Annotated in this window: 20 protein-coding genes and 3 pseudogenes; 17 read left to right on the plus strand and 6 right to left on the minus strand. The window is 61.6% G+C overall.

The genetic code is table 11. From position 1 onward, the window contains the following. Nucleotides 1-443: class I fructose-bisphosphate aldolase (locus IEY28_RS09935; RefSeq protein ID WP_425433179.1), on the plus strand; the 443-nt coding region annotated here is incomplete at its 5' end. Between the two features lie 694 nt (nt 444-1,137). Here IEY28_RS09935 and IEY28_RS09940 read toward each other — a convergent pair. Continuing rightward, entirely contained in the window at nt 1,138-1,425 is a 288-nt protein-coding gene (locus tag IEY28_RS09940; protein ID WP_188996919.1) for an amphi-Trp domain-containing protein, read from the minus strand. A 194-nt stretch (nt 1,426-1,619) separates the two neighbouring features. Between IEY28_RS09940 and IEY28_RS09945 the strand changes: the two genes are divergently transcribed. Together IEY28_RS09945 and IEY28_RS09950 are read left to right on the plus strand one after the other, a co-directional pair. Then, entirely contained in the window at nt 1,620-1,802 is a 183-nt protein-coding gene (locus IEY28_RS09945; RefSeq protein WP_188996920.1) for a hypothetical protein, read from the plus strand. Between the two features lie 381 nt (nt 1,803-2,183). Beyond that, nucleotides 2,184-2,825 carry a cysteine hydrolase family protein gene (locus IEY28_RS09950; RefSeq protein ID WP_188996922.1) on the plus strand — a complete coding sequence of 214 codons (642 nt, stop codon included), beginning with the start codon at nt 2,184-2,186 and terminating at the stop codon, nt 2,823-2,825. Between the two features lie 276 nt (nt 2,826-3,101). On the opposite strand, the gene IEY28_RS09955 is transcribed toward IEY28_RS09950, so the two are convergent. Together IEY28_RS09955 and IEY28_RS09960 are read right to left on the minus strand one after the other, a co-directional pair. Beyond that, nucleotides 3,102-4,793 (minus strand): glycoside hydrolase family 13 protein, encoded by a 1,692-nt coding sequence (locus IEY28_RS09955; protein ID WP_188996924.1) that lies wholly within the window; start codon nt 4,791-4,793, stop codon nt 3,102-3,104. A 33-nt stretch (nt 4,794-4,826) separates the two neighbouring features. Further along, complete coding sequence (locus IEY28_RS09960) at nt 4,827-6,563, minus strand: glycoside hydrolase family 13 protein (RefSeq protein ID WP_188996926.1); 1,737 nt, start codon at nt 6,561-6,563, stop codon at nt 4,827-4,829. A 318-nt stretch (nt 6,564-6,881) separates the two neighbouring features. Between IEY28_RS09960 and IEY28_RS09965 the strand changes: the two genes are divergently transcribed. The 11 genes and pseudogenes from IEY28_RS09965 to IEY28_RS10015 form a co-directional block, all read left to right on the plus strand. Next, on the plus strand, nt 6,882-8,675 hold the full coding sequence (locus IEY28_RS09965; protein ID WP_229783101.1) for an ABC transporter substrate-binding protein: 1,794 nt from the start codon (nt 6,882-6,884) through the stop codon (nt 8,673-8,675). A 6-nt stretch (nt 8,676-8,681) separates the two neighbouring features. Next, nucleotides 8,682-9,692, plus strand: coding sequence for an ABC transporter permease (locus IEY28_RS09970; RefSeq protein WP_188996930.1), 1,011 nt, complete (start codon nt 8,682-8,684; stop codon nt 9,690-9,692). Further along, on the plus strand, nt 9,679-10,821 hold the full coding sequence (locus IEY28_RS09975) for an ABC transporter permease (protein ID WP_229783102.1): 1,143 nt from the start codon (nt 9,679-9,681) through the stop codon (nt 10,819-10,821). The genes IEY28_RS09970 and IEY28_RS09975 overlap by 14 nt, the downstream gene beginning before the upstream one ends. 2 nt (nt 10,822-10,823) lie before the next feature. Further along, nucleotides 10,824-11,876, plus strand: a complete 1,053-nt coding sequence (locus IEY28_RS09980) for an ABC transporter ATP-binding protein (RefSeq protein WP_188996934.1) — start codon at nt 10,824-10,826, stop codon at nt 11,874-11,876. Then, entirely contained in the window at nt 11,873-13,030 is a 1,158-nt protein-coding gene (locus tag IEY28_RS09985; RefSeq protein ID WP_188996936.1) for an ABC transporter ATP-binding protein, read from the plus strand. The genes IEY28_RS09980 and IEY28_RS09985 overlap by 4 nt, the downstream gene beginning before the upstream one ends. After that, on the plus strand, nt 13,027-13,248 hold the full coding sequence (locus IEY28_RS09990) for a hypothetical protein (protein ID WP_166973195.1): 222 nt from the start codon (nt 13,027-13,029) through the stop codon (nt 13,246-13,248). The genes IEY28_RS09985 and IEY28_RS09990 overlap by 4 nt, the downstream gene beginning before the upstream one ends. Further along, nucleotides 13,245-13,697 carry a universal stress protein gene (locus IEY28_RS09995; protein ID WP_188996938.1) on the plus strand — a complete coding sequence of 151 codons (453 nt, stop codon included), beginning with the start codon at nt 13,245-13,247 and terminating at the stop codon, nt 13,695-13,697. Before IEY28_RS09990 ends, IEY28_RS09995 begins: the two co-directional genes overlap by 4 nt. Nucleotides 13,698-13,834: 137 nt before the next feature. Next, the gene (locus tag IEY28_RS10000; protein WP_188996940.1) at nt 13,835-14,893 is read left to right on the plus strand and encodes a TrmB family transcriptional regulator; all 1,059 of its coding nucleotides are present in this window, start codon (nt 13,835-13,837) and stop codon (nt 14,891-14,893) included. A gap of 135 nt (nt 14,894-15,028) precedes the next feature. Continuing rightward, nucleotides 15,029-15,349: a cation:proton antiporter domain-containing protein gene (locus tag IEY28_RS10005; protein WP_220639427.1), complete on the plus strand. Its 321-nt coding sequence runs from the start codon at nt 15,029-15,031 to the stop codon at nt 15,347-15,349. Between the two features lie 69 nt (nt 15,350-15,418). Continuing rightward, nucleotides 15,419-15,994: a hypothetical protein gene (locus IEY28_RS10010; RefSeq protein WP_188996942.1), complete on the plus strand. Its 576-nt coding sequence runs from the start codon at nt 15,419-15,421 to the stop codon at nt 15,992-15,994. Nucleotides 15,995-16,112: 118 nt separating this feature from the next. After that, a pseudogene (locus tag IEY28_RS10015) lies at nt 16,113-16,223 on the plus strand (IS5/IS1182 family transposase); the annotation flags it as partial. 3 nt (nt 16,224-16,226) lie between these two features. Here the strand turns inward: IEY28_RS10015 and IEY28_RS10020 are convergent. Then, nucleotides 16,227-17,405, minus strand: coding sequence for a glycosyltransferase family 87 protein (locus tag IEY28_RS10020; protein WP_229783129.1), 1,179 nt, complete (start codon nt 17,403-17,405; stop codon nt 16,227-16,229). 228 nt (nt 17,406-17,633) lie between these two features. On the opposite strand from IEY28_RS10020, the pseudogene IEY28_RS20940 reads away from it, so the two are divergent. Beyond that, a pseudogene (locus tag IEY28_RS20940) lies at nt 17,634-17,849 on the plus strand (HalOD1 output domain-containing protein); the annotation flags it as partial. A 144-nt stretch (nt 17,850-17,993) separates the two neighbouring features. On the opposite strand, the pseudogene IEY28_RS10030 reads toward IEY28_RS20940, so the two are convergent. Beyond that, a pseudogene (locus IEY28_RS10030) lies at nt 17,994-18,640 on the minus strand (TrmB family transcriptional regulator). A gap of 395 nt (nt 18,641-19,035) precedes the next feature. Continuing rightward, complete coding sequence (locus IEY28_RS10035) at nt 19,036-20,397, minus strand: dihydrolipoyl dehydrogenase family protein (RefSeq protein ID WP_188996947.1); 1,362 nt, start codon at nt 20,395-20,397, stop codon at nt 19,036-19,038. 330 nt (nt 20,398-20,727) lie between these two features. Between IEY28_RS10035 and IEY28_RS10040 the strand changes: the two genes are divergently transcribed. Together IEY28_RS10040 and IEY28_RS10045 are read left to right on the plus strand one after the other, a co-directional pair. Continuing rightward, entirely contained in the window at nt 20,728-21,591 is an 864-nt protein-coding gene (locus IEY28_RS10040; protein ID WP_188996949.1) for an SDR family oxidoreductase, read from the plus strand. Further along, nucleotides 21,584-22,600, plus strand: coding sequence for a patatin-like phospholipase family protein (locus tag IEY28_RS10045; RefSeq protein WP_188996952.1), 1,017 nt, complete (start codon nt 21,584-21,586; stop codon nt 22,598-22,600). The genes IEY28_RS10040 and IEY28_RS10045 overlap by 8 nt, the downstream gene beginning before the upstream one ends. The last annotated feature ends 93 nt before the right edge of the window (nt 22,601-22,693 follow it).

Raw genomic sequence — 22,693 nt, forward strand, 5'->3', positions numbered from 1 at the left:
ACCCCGGCGTGAACAAGGAGCCCGAGATGTTCGAGGACTTCCGCCCGGTACAGGAGGCCGCCCGCGACCACGACCTCCCGATCGCGATGTGGTCGTACCCGCGCGGACAGGCCGTCAAGGAACACCGGAGCCGCGACATCATCGCCTACGCCGCCCGCATCGGGCTGGAACTCGGCGCCGACTTCACGAAGGTGAAATACCCCCGGGACAAGGACGCGATGGCCCACGCCGTCGACGCCGCCGCCGACAACCGCGTCCTGCTCTCCGGCGGCTCGAAGACCTCCGACCGCGACTTCCTCGAACTCGTCGCCGACTGCATGGACGTCGGCGTCTCGGGGCTGGCCGTCGGCCGCAACGTCTGGCAGCGCGAGGACCCCGACGACATCCTCGATAAGTTAGAAGGCGTCGTCTTCGAGGAAGCGGCCGTCGAAGACGTGCTGTAAGCACGAGTCGCCACCGAGCCCGAGGGCGTCGAAGTCACATCAAACCGTCCGCTATCAAACCAACGTGAGAACGTTGCTTTCACTGAATGCTGTTCTCAGGGAGAACCTCCCTCGAACGAGTCAGGAATCGGGTTTGTCGGTTGTACGGGGAAATTAAACACGATTGTGATTTTTCGTCCGACGGGAGCTCACCATCCACCGAATTGATACTTGCTAACTTAGGCAGTATATGTATATCCGACAGCTGATGGCTGGTTTCCGGAGTTGGATTTCGAGAGACCACGACAGGAAAGTCGAGTCCTCATCTTTCGACCTGTATTCCTTTCCCAAAATACAGAAATCGGGATAGCAACACGTCGTAACCAACACGAGATGGGACTGGTCCGAAGTGTTGGGGAAGAAGTCGCACGACAGTGTCTGGAGTTCTCGAACTGGCTTGACCGCGAACGTGTCTGGATCGCTAGTGGGGCCCACATAGTAGTAGGTTCTCGTCGCTCCGTCGCCGAACGCAGGTGGCGTCCATCGACACGACGAGGGACGTGCCGTGGGGGCTGCTTCGTAACTGTTCGCCGTAGCGGCCGGTAGTGACATGTCCGATTCCGTTCTGCGCCCGGTTGACGGCAGCGAACACGCAGCCACATTCGTCCATCACGCGGCCGAGGTCGCACAGTGAACTGCGGCGACGATCTAGGTGCTATTCGATTTCGAGACTATCTGAGCCGCCCGCAGCGCCCTCACTGTGTTCGTCCCACTCGAGTTCGAACTCGATGCTCAGCTCTCCGGGGCCATCGACCGGCCCTTCGCGTTCGGCTTTGACTTCGAACGTTGGCCGTGCCGGGGGCTCCATCGTGACGGACTCTGACCCTGCCTTCAGCGTGATCGAACCTCCCTGTTCGAGCTTTTCGGCGACGTTCCGGAGGTACGACGCGATTTCGTCCCGACTCTGGGAACTCTCGGATTTGAACAAGACTTCTTCAGGCATACACTCTCACCTACACTCCCTACTCGGATAAGTGGTCCTCTCAATCTTACAATGGGAATCCGTCGGCGAAGCCAGATGGGAGACTTCCGCAGGCTCCACCGGTCGACCTCGTAGATACCGAGTGTGCCGAGGATTTGCACCCGTTCCGACCCGGCAGGCAGGTCGCTCGTGGACGGTCTCCGCCGGGGACTGCGATGGCCGAGGCCGTCGACGTCGTCGCGCCCGCCGATAGCCCGCACGACGCGTGGACGCTGGAAGCCGTGGTCGACAGCGGGGGCGTGCCGCCCGCCGTCTGTCGGGAGCGGGCGCTCGCCGGGCTGACGTTGCGGCCGACGCCGCGGCAGGGCCGGTTCACGGTCGTGGTGGCGACGGGCTAACCAACACTCGCGGGGTTCGGGCCCGCATGTTGGTTAGCGGGCGGCTGTGCATCCGAACTGTCGGGGGCTTTTCTAGCGTTCGTGAGTGTCCGTCCGCCCACACAGGCAGTGTCCTCGACGCCGTCCCGACCGAGCGCATCGAACGTGCCGCGGCCGAAGTCGAACGATGGGTTGCGGTCGCCACGATCCTGCTGTATAGCGTCGGCGACGTCGCGACGACACATCTGTCACTCTCGCTCGGTGGCCCTCTCGACGTACAGGAGTCATAGAACCGTTCCTAAGAAGATCGATCTCGGGACTGTTGGGGTGAATCACCTGCTCGGTGGGTGTGTGAACTGAAACGTACCGAACGCTCAATAACAGCGGCGCTGATGTCAGCGTATGAACGAGTACATCCGTCCCCACCGAGACAGTGCGGCGTTGCTCACCATCGACACGCAAAATGACTTCACGTTGGCCGGTGCCCCTGCTGAAATCGAGGGGACTGGTGAGGCGGTACCACAGATGCAACGGCTCGTCGAACTGTTCCGTACCCGGCAGGCCCCACTCGTCCACGTCGTCCGGTTGTACGAAGCAGACGGCTCGAACGTCGATCGGTGCAGACGAGCGGATATCGAAGCCGGAGCGGCTATCGTTCGACCCGGGACTGACGGCGCGGAGCTAGTCGCCGAGTTGAAACCCTCGACAGACATGCGCCTCGACGCAGACCGGCTGTTGAACGGCGGTTTTCAGGAGATCGGACCCAACGAACACGTGATGTACAAGCCTCGCTGGAGCGCATTCCATCGAACGGATCTGACCGACTTTCTCGATACTCGCTCAGTAGACACCATCGTCGTGTGTGGCTGTAACTTCCCGAACTGCCCGCGAACGACGATCTACGAGGCGAGCGAACGTGATTACCGAATCGTCTTCGTTCCCGACGCGACATCCGGAGTGTACGAACGAGGGGTGCGGGAACTGGAGGACATCGGAGTCGCCATCAAAGAGACTGAGGACGTCGTCGATTGGATGACAGAGTAGTATGCGATACCCCGGTCCGAACGAGACGTCCCTGCCCTGTACTGAGCCGCTGCCCGTTCTTCGTCGGCGTCGACGCCATCCACTACTGGGACCGCCACGAAAGCGCCGTCGCCGTGGTGCCGCGTGTCGGTGGCTCTCTGGTCGGTGATCTTGTTCGGGGTGTCACAGCGTGAGTTGTACTGTGGAGCAGCGCCGGCAGGTTCGGCGGGCCGCCCGGGCTATTCGTGACGTGGTTCCGCTGCTGTGAACCGCCTCGGGGTCAGATCCCGAGGCGAGTCACAGTTGGTAGACGACCGCTTCGTACGGTCGGAACGCGTGACCGGTGGGATCGGATGGGGTATCGTCGTAGTTGCTGACGACAACGTTCGCGTCGGCGGTCGGGACCGACGGACAGTCGAAGGTCGAACACTCGCCCGACCAGTTGAGGACGACTAGCGTCGTCTCGTTTTCGAGCGTCCGCGTGTAGGCGTAGAACTGGTCGTGGTCGGGCAACAGCAGGTCGTAGTCGCCGTACACCAGTACGTCCTCGCTGTGGCGGAGTTCGATGAGCGTCTCGTAGTGGTGCCAGATGGAGTCAGTGTCGGCCAACGCCGATTCGACGTTGATCTCGTCGTAGTTGTCGTTGACGTCGAACCAGGGGTCGTCGGCAGTGAAACCGGCGTTCTCGGTGTCGTCCCACTGCATCGGCGTGCGGGCGTGGTCGCGGCTCTGATAGTCGACGAGGTCCCGGACCTCCTCGTAGGAGTCGACGACGCCGTCCGCGATGAGGTCCTCGACGATACCGACGGTCATCGGATCGTCGATCGCTTCGAGGCTGTCGAACTCGGTGTTCGTCATCCCGATTTCCTCGCCCTGATAGATATACGGGGTGCCTCGAAGCGTCAACAGGAAGGTTGCGATGAGCGTCGCACTCTCTGTGCGGTAGGTCTCGTCGTCGCCAAAGTGCGAGACGAGACGAGGTTGGTCGTGGTTCCCGAAGAACAGAGCGGGCCAGTCGATCTCGTCCTGTTGCTGGCTGATAACTTCCTTGAGGTCCGTGAGTTCCCACTCGCCGAACTGTGTCGGGTCCCACCGTCCGTTCGGCCCGACGCTGACACCCATGTGATCGAACTGGAAGATCATGTCGACCCCGTCTTCACCGGTGTAGTCGTCGACTTGCTCGATGTCCGCGCCGCCCATCTCACCGACGATCATGGTGTCGTAGCCCTCGAACGCCGCCGAGAGTTCGTCCAGATACTCGGGGAGGCGAGGGCCGTGGCTGAAGTGCTCTATCCCGACGATCGCCGAATCCGGGTCCCCGTCGGGGTAGGCGTCGGACTTCGAGAGATGGTCGATGGCGTCCAGACGGAAGCCGTCGATGCCCTTCTCCAGCCACCACGTGACAGCCTCCGTGACGGCGTCTCGGACCTCGGGGTTGCGCCAGTTGAGATCGGGCTGTTCGGGGTCGAAGAGATGGAGGTACCATTGCCCCCGTTCGTCATCGTAGGTCCAGGCGGGACCGCCGAAAATCGACTTCCAGTTGTTCGGGGGCTCGCTGGGGGTACCGTCCACCCAGTGATAGTAGTCGTCGTAGCCGTCCTCGCGACGACGGGACTGCTGGAACCACTCGTGTTGCTTGGAGGTGTGGTTCACAACCAGATCCATGATGAGGCGGATGTCGCGCTCGTGGAGCGCATCCAGGAGGGCCTCCCAGTCGGCCATCGTTCCGAACTCGTTCATTATGGCTCGGTAGTCGCTGATGTCGTAGCCGTTGTCGGCGTTGGGCGACTCGTACACTGGGCACAACCAGACGACGTCGACGCCGAGGTCGGCGAGATAGTCCGCTTTCTCGGTGATACCTTGCAGGTCACCGACGCCGTCGCCATCGCTGTCGTTGAAACTGCGCGGGTAGATCTGGTAGACGACCGCCTCCTTCCACCACTGTCTGTCGATGTCTGTGCGTCGTGTCTGTGAATCGTGTCGGGTCATTGTCGTAGTCGGGTGTTTCGTCTGCGTGTGGCGTTACGGGGTGAGATAGACGCGAGCTTCGTACGGGCCGAGTTCGAACGACGGCCGCGGCGTCGTCGGGACGTCGGCGTTCGCGATGGCCAGTTCGAGTCCGTCCAGCGCGACGCCCGCAGGCACTTCGAACTCGACTGGTTCCGGTTCGAAGTTGAGGACGACGAGACCGCGTTCGGTCCCGAGCGTTCGCGTGTAGGCGAAGACGTCGGGGTCCTCGGGACAGAGGAGATCGAACTCGCCGTACACGAGAACGTCGTGCTCCTCGCGGAGTTCGATGAGGTCGCGGTAGTAGTGCCAGACGGACGCTTCATCCCCGCGGGCGCGTTCGACGTTGACAGTCTCGTAGTTCGAGTTGCAGTCGATCCACGGCTCTCCGTCGGTGAAACCGGCGTTCTCGGTGTCGTCCCACTGCATCGGCGTGCGAGCGTTGTCCCGCCCCACGTACTCGATGGCGTCCCGGACGTCGTCGTAGGACGCTGCGTCCCCGTCTTCGATGGCCTCCTCGACGAAGTTCAGCGCCTCGACGTCTCGGACGTCGTCGGGGGACGCGAACGACGCGTTTGTCATCCCGAGTTCCTCGCCTTGGTAGATGAAGGGTGTACCCTGGAGTGTGTGCGTGAGCGTTCCGAGCAGTTTCGCACTCTCCGTGCGGTACTCGCCGTCGTCGCCGAAGCGAGAGACCATCCGAGGCTGATCGTGGTTGTTGAGGTAGATACTGTTCCACCCGTCGTCCGCGAGGCCGTTCTGCCACTTCGAGAGGATCTCTTTGAACTCGACGAGCGACCAGTCGCCGGCGTCCCACTTGTGCTCGTCGTGGTCGAACGTGACGTGCTCGAACTGGAACACCATCGAGAGACCGTCGCCGTCTGGACCGACGTACTGCCGGGCGTCGCCGACGCGGGCGCCGGGCGTCTCCCCGACGGTCAGGAGCGAGTCGTCCGAGAGCACCTCGTCGTTCATCTCCTGGAGGTAGTTGTGGACGTTCGGGCCGTTGACGAAGTGTTTTGCACCGGTCTGCCCCGATTCTGCGTCGCCGTCGGGCAGCCCCTCCGTCTTCGAGATCAGGTTGATGACGTCCATCCGGAACCCGTCGATGCCCTGCGAGAGCCACCAGTTCATCATCTCGTAGACGGACTCGCGGACGTCGGGATTGCGCCAGTTCAGGTCCGGTTGTTCCTCGTCGAAGAGGTGGAGGTACCACTGCCCGCGCTCCTCGTCGTACGCCCACGCGGGCCCGCCGAAGACCGACTCCCAGTTGTTGGGTGCGACCTCGTCGGCGGGGCCGTCGGCGGTGTCGTAGTCGGCCTCCTCGGCCGGCCGGCCGTCGCGCCAGATGTAGTAGTCCTCGAACGCCCCCTCGCGCCGACGGGACTGCTGGAACCACTCGTGTTCGTCTGACGTATGGTTGACGACCAGGTCCATGATGAGGCGGATGTCGCGCTCGTGGAGTGCGTCGAGGAGGTCTCGCCAATCGTCCATGTCGCCGTAGGCGTGGTGTATCGAACGGTAGTCGCTGATGTCGTAGCCGTTGTCGGTCTGTGGCGACTCGTAGACGGGACAGAGCCAGACGGCGTCGACGCCGAGGTCGTCTAGGTAGTCGACCTTCTCGGTGATACCTTGCAGGTCACCGACGCCATCGCCGTCGCTGTCGTCGAAACTCTTCGGGTAGATCTGGTAGACGACCGCCTCTTTCCACCACAACCGATCGGCTTCCTCGTGGGTTAGTGACTGGCTCATACCGCACCATGGGCGTCTACACCCTCGGATCTGGTGCGCACGCCGGGCGTGCGTACCGTGGTTGGTCGGGACTCGTGGGCCGGTGCCGGTACGTTTCGGGGCCGATCTACGGTCTGTTTCGATAGCATTGGTAGGTAGGTGTCGAGTTTTGCTGCGCTGCTTGCCGTGTGTCCCTCATCATCGTCCCCCCACTTAAAGATTAGAATCTTGAAGAACCGCTTCTACCAGAACTTTAATTGTGCCGGGGGTAACAACTGCAGACGGAATATGGTGAATAATAACGGACGTGAGTCGTTCTCACGGCGGCGGTTCGTAGAGATGATCAGTGCGGCAGGCCTCACTGCGGGGCTGGCGGGCTGTGGCGGCCGGCAGGCGACACAGAACGGGACCCCGACCGACCACAACAGCGTCGACGACTCGGCTCCCACCGTCGAGCTAGACGACGAGACGCTCGCGCTGATGCAGGAACTCGCATACGTGACGAACCAGGCGCTCCCGGTGTTGCCCCTGCAGGAGAAGCTAGCTCAGTCGTTCCAGACGACCGATGACTGGAGCGTCCCCTCGAAGGACAACTCGAAGATGCAGACCTACTGGCCGACCGACTGGCTGCCTCGGGAGGGCGAGTGGACGGCCTCCGGTGACGTCGAGCGGTTGACGCTGGCCCAGTGGGCCGTCCCGTCGGATTCACAGTACAACCCGTGGAACACCAAGAACTTCGCCGAACCGCGTAGGACGCTCTTCGACCGGTTCATGAAGTACAACCTCGACTCCCAGGAGTACACGGGCTATCTGATCTCCGACTGGGCACTCGACGGGCAGACGTTCACCCTAACCGTCCGTGAGGGGCAGACCTGGCACGACGGGTCGCCGGCCACCGCGACCGATGTGGCCAACCAGATCAAACTCGACATCTATAACGGCGGCAATCTCGGCGAATTCGTCGCACCCGAGGACAAGGGCACCGTCGCCGACCGCGTCACCGCCAGCGACGAGCGGACTGTCGAACTGTCGCTGGCCGGGCCGGTCAACGAGGACATCCTGTTAGCATATCTGCAGCCGAAGTATCTCGCGGCCCACGAGGGTACCTACGGCGAGTTCGTGACGCGGCTCGACGAGGCCGGTTCGGACGAAGAGCGCTCTGCCGTCATCGGCGAACTGGCGAGTAAGACTGTCTCGGACCCCGTCGGCTGCGGTCCGTTCGCGTTCGAGAACGCAGACAGCCAGCGGACACTGGTCTCGAAGTTCGAGGACCATCCCGATGCGGGCAACATCAACTTCCCCGAAATAGAGTACCTCTACAAGCCGTCGAACCAGAGCCGCTGGAACGGCCTCATCAACAACGAAACCGACGGGTCGGCCACGCTGTTCATGCCTCGGAACAAGCTGAACCAACTCCCCGACTCCGTCCAGACAACGCTTATTCCGCGCCACTGGGGACTCGGTCTCCTGTTCAACCACGAGCGCGAGCCGGTAAACGACGTGCGCGTCCGCAAGGCCATCGCTCACGTCATCAACCGCGAGTCGGTCGCGAAGAACTCCGGTGCCGGCACCCGCTCGAAGATCGCGGTCACGTACCCCAGCGGCCTCACCAGCGAGTTCAGCAATCAGGTCGAAGGGACGTGGCTGAAAGGCGTCACCGACAAGTTCGAGACGTACGGTCGGGCCGAGTCCCAGACCGAGAAGGCCGCGGCGCTCCTGGAAGACGCCGGCTACGAGAAGCAAAACGGCACGTGGAAGAAAGACGGCGAGCCGCTCCACATCCCGATCAAGGGCCCCTCCGGGTTCTCCGACTGGGTCGCCGGCGCCCAGACGGCCGTCTCCCAGCTCAAGGATTTCGGTATCAAGGCCGAGTCCGTGATGAAGGACAGCTCCACCTACTGGGGGAAAGACTACTCCAACGGGGACTTCGTCGTCGGTCTGCAGGGCTGGGCGTCGTACAACCAGTCGTACCCGTACTTCCACTACAAGTTCCTGTACGACAGCCACAGCGCGAAGAACTACTGGAACTCCCCCAGCGAGTTCGAATCGCCGGTGTTACACGACGACCTGCGTGACGGCGAGACCGTCGCACCAGCCGACCTCGTCGCGCAACTCTCGACGGGCGATAACTAACGACAGATGAGCTACATACTGAAACGTCTGGGCCGGTCGGCGCTCACCGTCTTCGTGGTGGTCTCGGCCAGCTTCGGTCTCGTCCGTCTGCTCCCGGGTGGGCCCCTCGACTACTTGCGGGCCCAGATGATCCAGCAAGGTGGCGGCGATCTCTCGGCGGCCGAGATCAACCGGCGCATCGCCGCACAGACCAACATCGCCGTCGACGAACCGGTGTACGTCCAGTACGTCGACTACATGACCTCCATCGTGCAGGGCGACTTCGGTCGCTCTATCTGGTACGAGGAGCCCGTCGCGAGCGTCATCGGCCCGGCCATCCCGTGGACCGTGTTCCTGACAGCGTCAGCGCTGTTCTTGACGTTCACCGTCGGGGTCTCGCTCGGTGCGTTCATGGCCTACAAGGAAGGGTCGACCTTCGACGTCACTAGCACGGGCGTCGGTCTCGTGCTCAATTCCACGCCCAGTTACGTGGTCGCGCTGCTACTCATCGCCTTTCTGGGCTATCAGTTCCAGTTGTTCCCGACCGGCGGGCGCTACGCCTCCGAGTTGACGCCGGGACTCAACGTCCCGTTCCTGGCGAGCGTGCTGTATCACGGAATGTTGCCCATCCTGTCGATGGCCGTCGTCGGCTTCGGCGGCTGGGCGCTCTCGATGCGTGGCAACAGCATCCGCGTGCTGGGTGAGGACTACCTCCGGGTGGCCCGCCTGCGCGGACTCCCCACGCGACGCATCGCCATCCGGTACGTCGCGCGCAACGCCATTCTGCCGATGTACACGGGCCTGATGATCGCCATCGGGACCGTCTTCGGCGGCGCGGTCATCATCGAGAACATCTTCGCGTATCCGGGCGTGGGGTTCTACCTCATCCAGGCCATCAACGCCCGCGACTACCCGCTGATGATGGGCGGGTTCATCCTTATCACGGTCGCGATGGTCGTCGGCATCACCATCGCGGACCTGACCTATGGATGGCTCGACCCGCGGGCCAGCGGAGGTGAGTCCCGTGAAGCGTACTGACGACACCGAGCTGTCCGACGAGCGGGACCCGCTCGTCGACGCCGTGGATGCCGACGCGGACACCGACGTCGATCCGGACGAACGGGCCATCACCGGCCGCGCCTGCGAAGAACCGGTCGCCACCGACGGCGGGACGGCCGCCTCGGAGTTCGACGCCGTCGCCGACGCATCGCTAACCGACACCGAGCGCCGGCGCCAATGGGTCGAAGAGAGCTTGCTGGCGCCGGCTCGTATCGTCTGGGACGACTGGCGTGCCCGGACCGGGCTGGTCATCGTGTCGCTGTACCTGCTGATGGGGACGGTCGGTCCGCTCGTCGTCGCCAAGCCCAGCACCAACCAGGGCCCGCTGCTGGTCGGCGCGTTCCGGTCGCTTTCGTACCCGCTCGGGACGACCTTATCGGGGACGAGCATCCTCTCACAGATCGTCCACGCGACGCCGTCGATGCTGATCATGATCGCTTCGGGCGCGGTGTTCACGGTCGTCCTCGGGACAACGCTTGGCACCCTCGCCGGCTACAAGGGCGGCCGCATCGACAGCGCTCTGATGACTGTCTCGGACGTGATGATGACGATTCCCGGACTGCCGCTGACCATCGTGCTGGCGGCCGCCCTCCAGATCGAGGGTAACCCGGCCGTCATCGGCGTGCTCATCACGGTGAACGCGTGGGCAGGGCTGGCACGGGCCATCCGCTCGCAAGTCCTGACCCTGCGGGACGCCGAGTACGTCGAGGCGTCGCGCATCATGGGGATGGACACGTCGACCATCGTGGTCGGCGACATCGTCCCAAACCTGATGCCCTACATCACGATGAACTTCGTTCAGCAGGCCCGAGCGGTCATCTTCGGTTCGGTGGGTCTGTACTTCCTGGGCGTGCTGCCGTACAATAACGTCAACTGGGGTGTGATGATGAACGCGGCCGTGAACCGTGCGGGTGCGACCTCGTCGGTGGCCGCGTTCCACTGGCTGTTGCTGCCGATGGTGACTATCATCGTCCTCGGGCTGGGACTGACGCTGCTGGCCCAGGGCGCCGACCGGATATTCAACCCGCGGGTTCGTGCCCGCCACGCCGAGACTGTTGGCGGCGGTGACGGCGAGGACGACTCGACGGCGACCACTGGAGGACTGTGACCATGCCACGAGAGAGACACGAAACCGGGCGCGACGCGTCGGACCCCATCGTGGAGGTCCGGAACGTCAGCGTCACGTACGACCTGGAGAACCGCGACGCGATGGTACTGGACGACGTGAGTATCGACCTCCGACGGGGCGAGATACTCGGTGTCGTCGGCGAGTCAGGCTCGGGCAAGTCGATGCTGGCCAACGCGATGATGGATGCCGTTGAGGAACCCGGTATCACCACCGGCGAAGTCCGGTACTACCCCGAGTCCGACGCCGCTCCGATCAACGTACTCGATCTCACCGACGAGGAACTGCGCGAGCTACGCTGGGAGGAGATTTCGATGGTGTTCCAGGGGGCGCTGTCCTCGTTCAACCCCACGATGAAGATCCGGGGGCACTTCGAGGAGACCCTGAAGGCCCACGACTACGACGTTGAAGAGGGGATGGAGCGAGCCCGCGAACTGCTGTCTGACCTGTACCTCGACCCCGATCGGGTGCTGGACTCGTATTCGCATGAACTGTCGGGCGGGATGAGCCAGCGGGCGCTCATCGCACTGAGCCTGATCCTCGAACCCGAGGTGCTGTTGATGGACGAGCCGACGGCGGCGCTGGACCTGCTGATGCAGCGCTCGATTCTCAGCCTGCTCGACGACATCAAGCAGAAGTACGACCTCTCGATACTGTTCATCACGCACGACCTCCCGTTGGTGGCGGGGCTGGCCGACCGACTGGCTATCCTCTATGCCTTCGAACTGGCGGAGGTCGGGTCGACTGAGCAGGTCGTCAGCAACTCACAGCACCCGTACACGCGGGCGCTGCTGAAGGCAGTACCCAACCTTGACGCCCCGCTCTCGACGATGCAGCCCATCGAGGGGACAGCACCGAACCCGGCCCACGCACCGAGCGGCTGTCACTACGCGCCGCGGTGTCCGCTCGCGACCGAGGAGTGCCACCAGGAGCAACCGCCGTGGTTCGACGTGGCCGACGACCAGCGGACGGCCTGTTTCCACCACGACGAGGCCGAGGAGGCCGTCGCGCTGGAACCGGGGGTGGTCGACGCATGAGCGGGCATACGAGTTCGCCAGTCGGGCGGTCCGCTACCGGGACCGACGACGTGGTGATGAGCTTAGAGAACGTCTCGGTTCACTTCGACGAGAAACAGGGGTTCGTCGACTCGCTGTTCAACGAACCCCGCCGCGTGAAGGCCGTCAGCGACGTCTCTATCGACATCCCCGAGAACGACGTGCTCGCGCTGGTCGGCGAATCGGGCTGTGGGAAGACGACACTGGGCAAGACCATCATCGGTGTCCAACGCCCCACCGAGGGGAGCGTCTCCTACCGCGGTCAGGACGTCTGGGACGCCAAGGACGGCGTCGGTGACGTGACGATTCCTCACGGCGACATCCGAAAGGCCCTGCAGATGATCCATCAAGACCCCGGGGCAGCACTGAATCCCAACCGGAAGGTGCTGACCTCGCTGGAAGCGCCGCTGGAACGCTGGGACCCGGAGATGTCCACCGAGGACCGCCGGGCGCGTATCTTCGCGCTGCTGGACCGTGTCGGCATGGAACCCCCGCAGGACTACGCGCATCGCTATCCCCACCAGTTATCGGGCGGGGAGCAACAGCGGGTCGCGCTGGTCCGGACGCTGTTGATGAACCCGGACGTTATCCTCGCGGACGAGGCGGTTTCGGCGCTGGACGTCTCGCTGCGAGTTGAGACGATGGACCTGCTCCTGGAACTGCAAACGCAGTTCAACACGTCGTTCGTGTTCATCTCGCACACGCTGTCGAACGCGCGCTACCTCGCGGAGAAGGCCGGCGGGCGAATCGGCATCATGTACCTCGGCGAGATCGTCGAGATCGGTCCGCCCGACGAAGTGCTGAACGACCCGCAACACCCCTACTCGAAGGTGCTGCGGTGGGCGACCGCCGATCTGGACCCGAACGAGCAGGAGATGGTCGATCCGCCGGTCCGCTCGATAGACATCCCGGACCCCGTCGACCCGCCGTCGGGATGTGGATTCCACACGCGCTGTCCGGAAGCCCGGGAGGCGTGCAAACGCTCGGCCCCGGACCTCGATGCTGAGAACGCCGCGCCGGGCGCCCGCTGTGTGGCCTGTCACCGCACGGACCCGACCCACGAGTACTGGAACAGTGAGCCACTGGCGGGCACCGAGGACACGACGACGCCCGACGTCGGCGGTGACGGCCGATGAGGCCCGTTTGGCAGGCGTTCTTCGGTACGAGCGTGACACTGCTTGGCGTGCTGGCGCTGGCGATGCCGTTCGTCGAGCCGGGGACCGCGACTTTCGCTGTCACACTCCTGAGCGCGGCCATGCTCGGCGTGGTCGGTCTGGGATCGGCCGCGTTCCTCCACTACGACTGGGACCCGTTCGAGGAACTGTTCGACGGAACGACGGGCGGGCACCAATGACCGCGCTGGTGGTCGTCGAGGACGTGGACCGCGACCGTTCGTTACTAGATTCCGCACGCGAATTCGCCGTCGGCGCCGAGACCGCCCTCGCGGTCGTGGCGCTCGCGACGCCCGAGGAGTACGACGAGGCCGCGTCGACGCTCGAAGCGATCGGTGACGCCGAGCACACGAGCTACGACGAGGGTGCGGTTCTCGAAGCAGTCTCGGGAGCGACGGCCGACCTCGCAGCCGAGATACTCGGCGACACCGTCGAGTACGAGGTCTCTCCGCTGGTCGAAGACGAGCGCGACCAAGCGAACGCGATACTCGGCGCCGCTGAGAGAACCGGCTGTGATCACGTCTTCGTCCCCGGATACAAACGCTCTCCGACCGGCAAAGCGATGTTCGGGGACCGGACTCAACAGGTCCTCCTGAACTTCGACGGCTATGTGACCGTCTCGATGGATTGAGAGACTCCCCGCGCTGAAGGAGGCCGAGGCGTTCGGCTCGAATCTTCCGTAACGGCGGCCGCTCGAAGACGTACCGAACCCTACGGACGACCGCCCTCAACCAACTATATCAGCGATGAGCGACTAGTCGAGGAGTGATGACGACTGACGAACCTGACGACAGCGAACTCCGTGAGGAACTCGCCCTCTTCGGTCTCTCCGATACGGAGATAGATACCTATCTCGCCCTCCTCTCTCAGGGTGAAGCCCCCACGAGCGCCGTCGCCGACGAGGCTGGCGTCACCCAGCGTGCAGTCTACAACATCGCCGAACGTCTCGAGGAGCGCGGACTCGTCCGCGTCAAGGACCACGCATCGCCGACGGTGATTCGAGCGTGCCCGCCCGCTGAGGCCATTGGGACCCTTTCGTCGCGTCTCGAATCTATCACGCCGTCCCTCGAGAAGCGCTTCGAGGAGCCGACGTCGCAGGCTCCGGAGATACAGATGGTGAAGTCTCGCGAGACGGGACTCAAACGGCTCAGAGAAGGGATTGCCCGCGCGGAGACGGAACTCTTGCTCGCTATCCCAGAAGGCGTCTATTCGGAGATCGCCGACGAACTGCGGGACGCTCGCGACCGTGGCGTGCATGTACTCCTTTTGCTCGGCGGCATCGAGAGCGGCGCCCTAGACGTCGAGCGTGTCGCACCTGTCGCCGACGCTGTCCGCTGCTGGAAGGCGTCTCTCCCGTTCGCCTACGTCGCCGACAACGACGAATTGGCGATGATCGGCGATTCCGACTTGCTCTCGGGGCCGAACACCGAGGGGGCTGCAGTGGTCGTCTCAGAGCCACACCTCACCGGCGCCGTGGCCGGCCTCTACCTCAGCGCCTACTGGTCGGCGTCGACGGAAGTCCATGTCGCCGAACCCGAGCCGTTGCCCGCGACCTTCGACTGGTTCCGCCGGGCCGTGTTCCACGCGTATCTCCACTACCAGGCCGGGGCGGAACTGTGGGCCGAGATACGGACGACCGACGGCGAGGAGATAACCGGCAGAGTCACAGAGGTCAGGCAGGCACTCGTCGAACCGTCCACAAACAACCACACGCTGGAGGTGAGTATCTATCTGGAGACGATCGACGGGACCATGAGCTTCGGCGGTCCCGGTGCGTTTATCGAGGACCACAGAGCGAACTCGGTCACGCTCCGAACGAACCCGTGACCGGCTGGCCGTCGTCGGGCTTACGATGGCCGGTGGCTCGTTCGCACTCGGACTGGAAGCCGTTCTCGGCGCGTTCCTCGCGGGCGTTCTCGTGCGAAATCGGCTCGACGGGGGACCGAACGAGTGTTTCAGACGGTGACACTCGGACTGTTCACGCTGGATACGCTACTGGTCGGAGGCGTCACACTCGCCGTTGCTGTGCTGGGAAAGGCACTTGGCGTGGTACTCGGAGCGACAGTTACGGACGTCTCCCGAGCAGAAACGGTCTGCCTCGCCATCGGCCTCAACGCCCGCGGAGCGATGGAGTTCGTCGTGGCGGCCCTTGGCTTGGTAATCGGAATCTTCACGCCGACCATCTATGCCGTCATTGTGCTCGTCGCCATCGTCACATCCGTTATGACGCCGCCACTGCTCCGGCGTGCGCTCGCGCACCTTCCGGACGACGTACCATCATAGGATCTACTGTAATAGGGATTAGAAGGAGTCTTCATACGTTCCAACGTGACGGGATGCTGACTCGCTGAGGTGTTAGGGGAGGTAGAAGAAGCTATCAAAGCCGAGATGAAGGCCATCGAGAAAGCGGACGGTTTCCACGAGACCGTTGACGGACCAGACGACGAAACGAGATACATCCTTCACGAAGACAGACTTCCGTCCGACCGATACCACGAACTCGCACGGACGATTACGGAAGCAGTACTGGACGTGAGCCCCCGGGAAGTAGCCACAGTTGGAGTCCAAGGGATCGGCGACTTTCTCCGAGATCGGGATGAAGAAGCCGTCAAGACGCTCCTGGAAAGCGGAGTCTCGTACGTCGAAAGCGAGCACAATGATGGAACGATCGAGGGCCAATGCGTTGCGACCCCGGATGTAGTCGAAGCCGTGCTATCGCTGCATATACCCGACCTGATACAAGCTTACTTCATAGATAACGAAGGTGAGGCGATTGCAGCACGCTTCGACGACACCATACAGTATTATTGGTTGCCCGAAGCCGCATATCGACAACTTGGCAAACGGTTGCAGTCCGATCTGTTCTCGGCAGTCATAACCCATGAAGAGTTGGAACAAATAATAGAAAGAGAACGCCCTGATAGGTAGATCACCTATATCTAACGAATGCCTTGTCGAGGTTGTGAGTGACAGCTAATAACGAGTTCACGGAACTGCTTCCACCAGTGTCGTGAGCGGAGAACGCGCGTACTTCAGTTACCAATGTCCGTTCATCAAACACCGAGAATTTTCGTCGCCGCATAAGGCGTGGAACGCTCGGCTGGACGCCACCCTCTACGGTCAACGTAGCCAGAACGAGACAGTTAACTCTCGCATTATGTTAATTTTCAGACTGCTGTGAATGGATTTGCCAAATGCCAGCTATGAGAACAGCGACGGTACCCCAGAGGACAGGCGTGCCTAGCGTATAGAAGGTTCGAAGGCTAGCAGCCAGCGTTTCAGTACCCACCGGTAAATTGAACATGCGAACCAGCATAATCGCATCATGTAATTTCAAGGTAAATTGCATGAAAATCACACCGCCAGTGAAAATCCTACTGGGCCATCCTGAGAGAAGATATAATAGCGGAATCAGTGGATAAAAAACGAGAACGAAATACATAGTATACGATGGAATGACTAGCAAAATTCCGCACAACGTCGAGAGGAGCGCAATCAACCGTTGAACAACACCTTCACTCTGTAGATATGCGTAGGCCACTACTGGTGCGACTATAATCAGTGAGAACACTGTCAAAGTCGTTCCGCTTGCATCGGTGAAAATCATCGAAAGCGGCCGTTGAAGTGTAACGTATAGACTTGACGGTGAAAGGCCACCTGAAACAGCGTTCGCAGTACCTCGTGGGAGAAGTTCCTCAACGAAATATCTCTGTGTGCGATTTATACCGAAGAGTACGATACCAGCCACAAGCGCCCCGATACCGGTGAGTATAGCAACTAAAATTGTATACCACTTACGCCGCCAGACTAGCCAAATGCCAATAGCAGCGGGGAACACCTTTGGAAGCGCTGCTAATCCAAGAAAAACTCCAGCACGTTGTTCTCGTCCGTATTCCATCCATATTAGTCCGATTCCCATCGCCAAAGCAATGTGGTGGTTGATGTTACCATTTACTAATGAGGGCGCTCCAATCGGACTGATTATGATGAACACACAGATCAAGGTGTAATCATATTTCGACAATTGTGCCCCGTATGATTCGGTTGCCTTCGCTATCGCGAGTCCAAGGAAGACGCTGACAAGAATTGTCCCAGCAACATGGATAGCAAAACCAATACCAGGAGAAACCAGAAGATACGGGGAGAATACGGTCAATAATATAATTGGGTATCGATATGTGAGATTTGAGACGCCGACAGGAGAACGACCATAGACCACCTTACCGGAGTGTAGGTCCGCAGCGGCGGCACGATATATCTCAAAATCGATTCCAAATCGACTAGGAGTGACTGTCAGCTGATAGATGAAATATGCAATACCGAGAGAAATCCCGAGCATGAGTACCAAGCGTGCTCGGGCGTAAGAAGCGGTGGAATCCTTTCTTTGCAAGATGAGTATAATGGATCAGCACCAAGATATATATTTTCTGTTCGATCGTTCGTAGAAAGTTGTTGGCCGTGGTGAATCGCCAGATATAGCTGGGTTTCGCGGTTCGGCGACTGCTTGATATTATGAACCGCACACAGCAGGACGACTTTACGAAATTCACCGTACCGTGATCCCCGGTCTCTTCGGCCGCTCTCGGAAGTACTCGATCCCGATGCGTTGGATACCGTGTTCGATTCGCAGCACGACGGCACCCCTCGACCAGGTGGCCGTCTCACGTTCGTCTACAGCAAGTCCTGCGTCACAGTCGAGAATGGCGAGTCCCTCACGCTACTCCCGATCGACCCTCGAATCCGCGACGAATGCGATCCCGACGTCATCGACAGCGGCGTCTGATGACAGGGCAGCTACCAGACGACCGCCCAGGACTCATACCGTCGGCGATACCTATTCGAAGTGATGGTGTCTGATTCCGGTCGGCTTGCGGCCAGAAATCCCGAGATGGTCGAATACGTCTTCACGTGATGACAGCCGATAGTATCACGAGGCGGGATCACGCTGGGTCAATAGCCCCTGTGACATGAGTCGGCGGGCGATCACGACGAGACCGTTCCCGAATCCCTCGCCGGAAATCGCCTGTTCGTCTTTCGTCTCTGGCATGATCGAACTCACGAGGATCGTCGAGCGGTCGATCAGTAACAGACGGCCGATTGCAGTCTCGTCTTCGGTGGCGTCCTCGCCGTGTAACCACTCCAAGCCCGAGATGAACGTCTTGGCATCAGGGACGGCCGTTTGAATCTGCTCTTGCAGCGGTTCCGTTACCGCACCGACGAACAACTCGACGCCGTTCCCTACCTCGTTGAGAGTGGCGACGAGGTCCTCGGTCAGCAGCGCCTCGTCGTCTTCATCGATGATTTCGACTGTGTCGAGGGCGTCGTGAAGTCGCTCAACGCGGGCCTCGTACTGGTCGCGTAAGTCTCGGTCGCTTCTTCGAGAGAAACCGCGCGGAATCGCTGTGGACTCGAATGGTGACTTTCGACCAAGCCCTGTGCTTCCAGCACCCGGATCGCGTCGTCCACTCGTGTCCGGGGAACTTCGGTCATCTCGCTGAGTTTCTTTGCTGTTCCTGTCTCTAACTGTGATAAGCCCACGAAACACCGCGCCTCGTACTCCGCGAATTTGCGCAGTCGTCGACCGAAGCTACAGCTCGCAGGACGTAGTTCTCGCTGGACACGATTTCCACCCCCTGAGACCGTTCTCTGACACGCTCGTTCCGGAAAGGAGGGGGGTTTCGTAGAGCTAATGCCAACCACAATGTCTTTTGTAGCGAGGCCAACCTCCCGAATTCGGGCGATCCGTCTGCGAACTTCGGCCGTCGGCTTTCATCGAAGACCAGCCACCGAGACTCAGCCACGACAACGAACAAGTAGAGAGTGGTCCTGCGCACTGCATTCGACAGACGACGCGGGCCTCATCGCGTCGGGACAGGTGCGGCGTACAACCGAGACTCGCGGACTTCCAGTCACGTCAGGACGCGGTTCGCGGAAGAGCAGGGTTGTAGGCACCCGATTACGCGTATCGGTCAGTTTGACACGTCGCGGAAGGCCGCCTCAACAACCTTGCTCAGCGTCGGGTGGGCGTGAATCGTTCCGGCGACGTCGTCGACGGTGACTCCCGTCCGCATGGCGAGGACGGCCTCGTGCAATAGCGTCGAGGCCTCGTACCCGATGGCGTGGGCACCCAGGATCTCGCCGTCAGGGGCGGCGAGAACCTTCACGAAGCCGTGGTCGAGCTTCTTCGCGCGGCCCATCGCCGAGTCCACGTAGTCGGCCCGCCCGACGACGTACTCAGTGTCCTCGTCTGTGAGTTCCTCCTCGGTCGCCCCGACACCGGCCATTTGTGGTTCGGTGAAGATCGTGTGGGGCATCGCTGAGAGGTCGATGGCTCGCGACTCCTCGTGGACGACGTTCGCGACCGTGTGGCGGGTCTCGTAGTCCCCGGAGTGCTTGAACAGGGCGTTGCCCGCGATGTCGCCCTGCGCCCAGACGTTCTCGGCGGTGGTCTGCAGGTACTCGTTCGTCTCGACGAAGCCTCGATCGTCGACGTCGATGCCCGCAGTCTCGAGGTTGAGCGTGTCGCTATTGGGTCGGCGTCCGAGTGCAACCAGTACCTCGCTCCCCTCGACGGTGGTCTCGTCGCTGGTCTCGGTTTCGGCGTGGACGGCATATCCCTCGCCCGTTTCCTCGACGGCCGTCACCCGGTGACCGGTGTACACGTCGTGGCGGTCGGCCGCGATGTCGGTGAACGCCTCGGCGACGTCGCCGTCCTCCCGGTGGACCAGCGAGTCCATCATCTCGACGATGGTCACGTCCGTGCCCATCGCGTCGAAAAAGTATCCCAGCTCGACAGCGATGTATCCTCCCCCGAGAATAACGAGGCTCTCGGGCGTCGCTCGGAGGTACAAGGCGTCTTGACTCGTGAGGTAGTCCACGTCTTCGAGACCGTCGATCGGTGGAACGATGGGGCGGCTCCCAGCTGCGACGACCACCTTCTCGGCCGTGACGGCCTCGCCGCCGAGACGGACGGTCCGCTCGTCAACGAACTCCGTGCGTTCTTTGAACAGCGTGAGGTTCTCCTTCTCGCGGTAGCGCGCCTCCATGTCCTCCGCGATTCCGCCGAGCAAGTCGTCCATCTCGTCCACGACTGCGGCGTGGTCGACGCCATCGAGTGTGGCGTCGACGTGGAACTGCTCGGCGTCGCGGACGTGATTGATCGCGTTGGCGGCTTGGATAAGCATCTTCGAGGGGTTGCATCCTCGATTGAGACACGTCCCACCGAGTGGACCCGGTTCGACGAGTGCCGTCTCTAGTCCGGCGTCGGCTGCCGCCGAAGCCACGTTGTTGCCCGTTCCGCCGCCGATCACGAGGACGTCGAAGTCGGCCATATCTATTTCGACGACACCGACGACAAAGAAGCTCCCCCGGCAGTTCGGTTCGATTGCACGGACTTCCGGCACTGAAACAGCGTCACATGTCCACTTTCGTCGTTGTTGGCGGGGACGCTGCTGGGATGTCTGCAGCTAGTAAAGCGAAGCGCGACGACCCCGATCTCGACGTCGTCGTCTTCGCCATCGTCGGCGTGATCGTGCTCGCGAGCGGATTCCTCCCGTAGGGGCGCATAACTTGTTAATTCGGGGGAAGACCAACTGGCGTTGCTCCTGCGTTACACGCTCGGCGCACCTCTTTACGCGCTGCCAACGTACCCCTGCATGAGTATGTCTACCAATACGTTCGCCCTCTCAGAACCGGAGGTAACCGCCGACGATCTCCTCGTGCTGGATGACCCCCACTTCGGCCCAAACACTGTCGCGGTCGTCACGGGCGCCGCCTCTGGAATCGGTCAAACGACGGCAGTTGCACTGGCGGCTAATGGACTCTCCGTCGTCGGGGCGGACATCGACGAAGACGGTCTTGGAGAAACCGTCGATCTCGCCGACGAACTCGATGCACCTGGCACGATCCATCCCGTTCTGACTGACCTCACCGACGACGAAGACGTCGAGTCCATGATCGATACTGCAGCCGACCACGGAGAGCTGCGGTACGTGGCGAACATCGCCGGGATGCAACACATCGCCTCGATCCCCGAATTCCCGATGGAGAAGTACGACCTCCTCCTGGACATCATGCTTCGGGCCCCGTTCCTGACCGCTAAGCTCTCCATGCCCCACATACGGGACACCGACGACGGGGTCGGCGCGATCGGCAACATGTCTTCGGTCCACGGCCACTACGCGACCCAGGACAAACCCGCGTATATCACTGCCAAGCACGGCCTCAACGGGCTCACGCGGTCGATCGCTGCCGAGGGCGAGGGAACGCTTCGGGGATTCTCGGTCAGCGTCGGGTACGTCCTCACGCCGCTGATGGTGAACCAGATCGAGGACACCGCCGAAGAGCGTGGCATCTCCAAGCAAGCAGTTGTCGAGGATGTGATGCTCGGACAGGCCCGCACGAAGGAGATGATGACGCCTGTCGAGGTGGCGAACCTCTTCGTGTTCGGTTTCTCGGGTCACGGCAAACACCTCAACGGTGGCGACCTGCTGTGGGACGGCGGCTACACCACGACCTATGAGTGAACACGATGAAGCGGTGGACACGGATCGGCAGGACTCTAACTCAGATACCCCGACTCGTATCGCCATCGCTTGCCAGGGCGGCGGGAGCCATACCGCATTCACGGCGGGTGTTCTCCGGACGCTTCTCGACGAGTGGGGCGACGACTACGAACTCGTCGGTATCAGCGGCACGTCCGGTGGGGCGTTCAACGCTCTCGGCACGTGGTACGGGCTCGTCACTGGCGATGCCGAACGGGCCCGTACGATCCTCGACGGGCTCTGGACGGACCTAGCGGCCGACGGAGTTCAGGACCGCTGGATGAACTCCCTGGTGACGGCGCTCTCGCGTATGGAGAGTGCCGGCTTCCCGCTCCCATCGATCAGTCCGTATCAGGTTCTTGGACCAGAGGTCGGGAAACAACGTATCAGAGAGGTGCTCGAACGATACATCGACTTCGACGCGATCCCGGGCCTCTGTGATAGACAGGTGCCGGAACTCGTCGTCGGGACCGTAGATATTAACGCCGGCGTCTTCGAGACGTTCATTAATGACGAAGTGACCGCCGACGCCATACTCGCGTCGGCGGCCGTTCCAAATCTCTTCGAAGCTGTCGAGATCCACGGGCATCTCCATTGGGACGGACTGTTTTCACAGAATCCACCGGTGAGGGACCTGATGTGGCTCCCGCCCGATCGGAAACCCGAGGAGCTGTGGATCGTACAGATCAATTCCCAGGAGTTCGAGGGTGAACCCGAGACGCTGGACGTCATCGCCGACCGGCGCAACGAACTGTCGGGAAATATCTCTCTCAACCAGGAGCTCGGGTTCATCGAACGGCTCAATGGCTGGGTCGAGGACGGAACGCTTCCTGCCGACAAGTTCCAGCAGACGAGCATCCACCGCATCCAGATGGGCAAGCGGTTCCACTGTTCGACGAAGGTCGACCGCGATCCCGCATTCCTCGACGAACTTCGAACTCTGGGCGATCAACGAGCCCGCGAATTCCTCGAATCACGAGCCGACACATGAGGGTGAGGACACGCCCCCGATCTCGGTACAAATGAAGACGTGTTGCGTACGCCCCTCAGTGGACGCTGAACTTACCGCGAGGAAGGGTCGCGT

This window comes from Haloarcula pellucida, assembly GCF_014647235.1.
GTDB lineage: Archaea > Halobacteriota > Halobacteria > Halobacteriales > Haloarculaceae > Haloarcula > Haloarcula pellucida.